This window comes from Streptococcus danieliae, from assembly GCF_013415245.1.
GTDB lineage: Bacteria > Bacillota > Bacilli > Lactobacillales > Streptococcaceae > Streptococcus > Streptococcus danieliae_A.
The window spans coordinates 1-5,097 of sequence record NZ_JACBXX010000154.1 but is presented as its reverse complement, the minus strand read 5'-3'; the positions used below and the strand labels follow the sequence as shown (position 1 = coordinate 5,097).

Annotated in this window: 3 protein-coding genes and 1 pseudogene; all 4 read right to left on the bottom strand. The window is 44.8% G+C overall.

The genetic code is table 11. The features are described 5' to 3' along the window. Window positions 1–190: 190 nt before the first annotated feature. Window positions 191–1,486: an HlyD family secretion protein gene (locus tag HZY94_RS07530; protein WP_179925676.1), complete on the bottom strand. Its 1,296-nt coding sequence runs from the start codon at window positions 1,484–1,486 to the stop codon at window positions 191–193. Between the two features lie 176 nt (window positions 1,487–1,662). Beyond that, a complete protein-coding gene (locus HZY94_RS07525; RefSeq protein ID WP_179925675.1) occupies window positions 1,663–2,424 on the bottom strand; it encodes a class A sortase in 762 nt (253 codons plus the stop codon). After that, complete coding sequence (gyrA, locus tag HZY94_RS07520) at window positions 2,384–4,837, bottom strand: DNA gyrase subunit A (protein ID WP_179925674.1); 2,454 nt, start codon at window positions 4,835–4,837, stop codon at window positions 2,384–2,386. The genes HZY94_RS07525 and gyrA overlap by 41 nt, the downstream gene beginning before the upstream one ends. Window positions 4,838–4,965: 128 nt before the next feature. Then, window positions 4,966–5,097: pseudogene (locus HZY94_RS07515) on the bottom strand (IS30 family transposase); the annotation flags it as partial.

Sequence of the window (5,097 nt, the reverse complement as noted above, 5' to 3'; positions counted from 1 at the left end):
CTTATCTGTAATTCCGAGTAATTCTGTGGTATTATAAATAAGTTCCATATGATTCTCCTAATGTTGGTTTGGTCACTATTCATTATAGGTCATATGGGGCTTTTTTTGTACCTCAAAAAGCCCTATAATCCCTATTTTGGGTCGTTACCCACTATAGAAATTATAGAGCCTTTTTTTGTTGGGCTCATTCCTAGGGTTCAATCCGGTTATCGTACTCGGTGACTGTTGTGGACTCTAGGGGGAAGTGGATTGGGCGAAGGACCCAGCGATCGTCTCCTAGAGGGCCAAAGCGGGTAGATAGGGTGGACTGGAAGAGATTCCCAGATAAGGTGATATAACCCACTTTAGAGGAATGCTGGCCGACTGTGGCGCCATAGGCGACAATCTTACCAGAGGAATCCTTATAAGGGACAAACTCGTTGTTGCGGATAACAATACCACTAGATAGGATTGTCTCCGGATTATTAGCAGTATAGTTGGGATCAATATTTCGGATATAGGCACCATCCCAAACACCACTATTATTGCTGGCATCCAACTGAATCGCTTCGGCATAGAAAGGATGCAGGTCTGTATTTTCAGGGAGGCTACTGGTAGCCGTTAGGTTTGGGGCATAACCAGCGAAGGTATTTCCAATAAATTCTGCATATTGGACGCCACCTAAATCAAATACATGGCTACTCATTTTATGAACCATGGTAAATTGATTGTTCCGAATGGTCCAGTTATAGCCATGATTGGCCATCAACATAAACTGGTTGCCATTTTTCAAGTCCTTAGCTCGAATATGCAAGTCTTCCAAAATAAAATTGGTTAGACCGTCTGTCGCACCTGGTCCTGTCGCTAAACCAAACCAGAACATGGCACCATCCACAACCAGAGTTGTGTTATTCCCCCGTAACTGAATATTCGAGGGAAGGATAAAGTAATCCTTGGCCGGGTCATCAAAGCCCATCTCAAATTCCCCTTCTGGAAACTCTAAGATGGTAAAGCCATTTTTACTGGATGCTTCCAGAGCTTGTCGGAAAATTTCATTGTTTTCCTCACGACTATTTTCCGCTCGTAACTCGATTTGAATCGTAGTTTTCAACTCATCTTCTTTAATATCGTAAACGTGGCCTAAATTTTCAACCGAGGCCTCATAGATAATCTGATCCTGCACACGGTTAATTTTCGTAATTTGACCGCTTCCTTCCAAGGTCGAAGATGGCGCTAAATCTACGTCTTCCCCCAGTTGATAGAGGGTGGCAACGGCCGACAATTCCTTCTCCGGAATCTCCTTTTGCGTCACTCCTAACTCCAGCTCGACCTCATAAACAAAGCCGAGCTCAGGATCTTCGGTACTTTTGACTACACGACCAATGATTTCCTCATCGCCATCCTTGTAGAGAACCTGATTACCCTTGTTAAACCGCGGTTTGGCGACTTCTTTGGGTTGAAAAAAAGAAAGGAGCGGTGCTATTAGACTCTTTTTTCCTTTTTCCAAAAAGTCGAGACTGAGAAAAAGAGCCAGTAAAAGTACTAATAAAGTAAAAAGTATTCCTAAAGTTCGCCGTTCCCGTCGACGTCGTTCCGCTTTCTTCGAACGATAATCTGACCTCACGGTGGCCTTCCTTTCTATTAGAAAAAGGTTTGGAACAACTTGTCCCAAACCTTGGACGATTACAACTGCATTTGATTGTAGCTACTTTCAAATGCTTTTAAGACTTCTGGATTGGTGCTATTAAAGTCAGACTCCTCTGTCAAATCAGCCTTCACAATGGTCCGATAGACTGCTGCTGCGTCCTCACAGGTCACCAGCGTCAGCTCATTTACACCTTCCGTATCCTGGATCACATCAATCCGATCCGGTGTAACAGTCTCAACGCTCTTAATGGTATAGGTATAAACCTTGTCCTTATCTGTCAAATAGATTTTCATACCATTTTGGGCATTTTCCAATGGTGAAAAGAGCATCTGATTGGCACCTGTAATCCCAAAGACATGGTGGCTAGCTAGCGAATAGTTGCCTTGTCCCATCACCTGGTCAGCCTTCATGGTACCGGCTCCATAATAAAGGACCTCATTAGCCAACCCTTTAAAGATGGGTAGGTTAACACTCAAATCGGGAATCGCAATCCCACCAATAACAGGGAGTTCCTGCTGATTCATTTGCGCTTCTAGGACTCGCTCTGTTGATAAGGCTTCAACACTTTGAAAATCAAAGTTGGCCTCTGCTGCCTTATTTTCTTCAATCTTTTCTTTGGAAACTTTAGCAACCTGGTATTGGTTGGTATGGTAGACCATAATCATATTCCGGATTGAACTGTTAAAAATCAATCCCAGTGCCACAACAAAGAGAATTCCTGCAAGCAGGTAACGTGGCCAGTTTCTCGTTTTCTTTTTATTCTTCGCCATCTTCGATTGTTTCTTCCATTTCTGCATCAATTGTTGTAAAGGTTACAATCCGAGAGTCCTCAATCAAACGCATGATCTTAACTCCTTGAGCAGCACGGCCAATGCGGCTGATATCTGCTGCATGGGTCCGAATCACCACCCCTTTATCGGTCATAACCATTAAATCATGTTCCTCACTAACTGTTCTTAGGCCGACAAGTGGACCATTCTTTTCAGTGATTTTTGCGAGGATCATCCCCTTACCACCCCGATTTTTAGTTGGGAATTCTTTGGCGGGGGTTCGTTTTCCATAACCTAATTCTGTGATCACAACTAAATCATCATCATCGGTTACGATACTTGCGCCTACTACCTGGTCTTGGTCGCGTAGACTCACACCCTTGACCCCAGCGGCACCACGCCCCAGCGGGCGCAGGCTGTTTTCCTTAAAGCGGACTGCATAACCATAGCGGGTTCCGATTAAGATTTCGGATTGGCCATCGGTCAAGAGCACGTTAATCAACTCATCTTCATCGCGGAGTTTGAGAGCCAGCAAGCCATTTTGACGGATATTTTTAAAGGCTGAAATCGGAACTCGTTTGATAATACCAGACTTGGTGGTGAAAAAGAAGAATCCTTCATCTTCCTGCTCCTTGGTCACATTCATAAGAGCCTGAATGCTTTCACCCTCTTCCAATTTCAGAAGGTTGATAATCGGCAAGCCTTTGGCTGTCCGGCCATACTCAGGGATTTCATAGCCTTTGAGGCGATAGACTCGGCCGCGATTTGTAAAGAAGAGCAGGTGGTCATGGGTGCTGGTCGAAACCAATTGGCTGACAAAATCGTCATCCTTGACACCCGTTCCTTGGACACCACGTCCGCCCCGTTTTTGAGCCGTAAACTCAGATTGATCCAACCGCTTGATGTAGCCCTTATTGGACAGGGTGATCAAGACATCGGTTTCTTCAATGAGGTCTTCATCCTCAAGACTCAGAATCTCGCCAATCATCAATTCAGTTCGACGAGGATCGGCATATTTATGTTTAATCTCATCCAGTTCTTCTTGGATAATCTGTTTAACACGTTCTGGTTTTGCCAGAATATCTGCCAAGTCCGCAATCAATTCCAAGAGCTGGTCATATTCGGACTGAATCTTATCGCGTTCCAAGCCTGTCAGACGGCGGAGGCGCATGTCTAGGATGGCTTGACTTTGCCGTTCCGATAGTTGGAAACGCTCCATTAACTCGGCTTGAGCCTGGGCATCGGTCTCGCTATTACGAATGATTTGAATAACTTCATCAATATGATCCAGCGCAATCAACAGACCTTCTAAGATATGGGCTCTAGCTTCTGCTTTTTCCTTATCAAAACGAGTCCGGCGAACAACAACATCGATCTGATGATCGATATAGGCACCGAGAATCTCTCGAAGGGAGAGAATTTTAGGAACGCCATTCTGGATCGCCAACATATTGAAGGAGAAGTTGGTCTGCATCTGGGTCAGCTTAAAGAGGTTATTTAGGATCACATTGGCGGATGCGTCTCTGCGAATCTCAATCACAAAGCGAACCCCTTCTCGGTTAGACTCGTCTCTGACCGCAGTGATTCCATCAATCCGCTTCTCTTGAACCAATTTGACAATGTGCTCTTGGACCTTGGCTTTGTTGACCATATAGGGAAATTCGGTCACGACAATCCGTTCCCGGCCAGACTTGGTTTCCTCAATCTCGGTCCGAGAACGAAGGACAATAGAACCCTTCCCGGTCTCATAAGCTCTGTGAATCCCTGAACGGCCCATAACCAGAGCTCCGGTTGGAAAGTCTGGACCTGGCAAAACATCCATCAATTCACGGGTGGTTGCTTCTGGATTATCCATCAGCAACTTGACCGCATCAATCGATTCGCTTAGGTTATGCGGCGGAATATTGGTGGCCATCCCAACCGCAATCCCTGTCGCCCCGTTAACAAGCAGATTGGGGAAGCGAGAGGGTAGGATGGACGGCTCCATTTCACTCCCATCATAGTTGGGAACAAAATCAACGGTGTCTTTTTGAATATCTCTCAGTAATTCGAGAGCAATTTTACTCATCCGTGCCTCAGTATACCGCTGAGCCGCTGCACCGTCCCCATCCATGGAACCAAAGTTCCCGTGACCATCAACCAGCATGTGACGGTAAGACCACCACTGGGCCATCCGTACCATTGCTTCATAGATTGACGAATCTCCATGAGGGTGGTATTTACCCATGACATCCCCGGTAATACGAGCGGATTTCTTATGGGGCTTATCTGGGGTCACTCCTAAATCATACATTCCGTAAAGAATACGGCGATGAACAGGTTTTAAACCATCTCGAACATCCGGCAGAGCCCGAGACACGATAACACTCATGGCATAGTCGATAAAACTCGACTTCATCTCTTTCGTTAAATTTACATCTACAAGGTGTTTATCCTGCATTTCCAATGCCTTTCTCTACACAATACTATCTATCAATTATAGCAAAAAAAAGCCAAAAAAGCACGTCATTCAGTGGATTCGAACAGGTCAACCTCAAAATAAATGTTTTGCTAAATTTCAAGTTGAAATTAGCCACCACTAAGAAATTCCTTTGGTGACTTGTAGTCCAAACATTTTTTAGGATAATTGTTTATCCAATTTTCAATAAAAGCGACTTCTTTGGGAGTTGTTTCTTTGGTCCCTTTTGGTAACCACCTGCG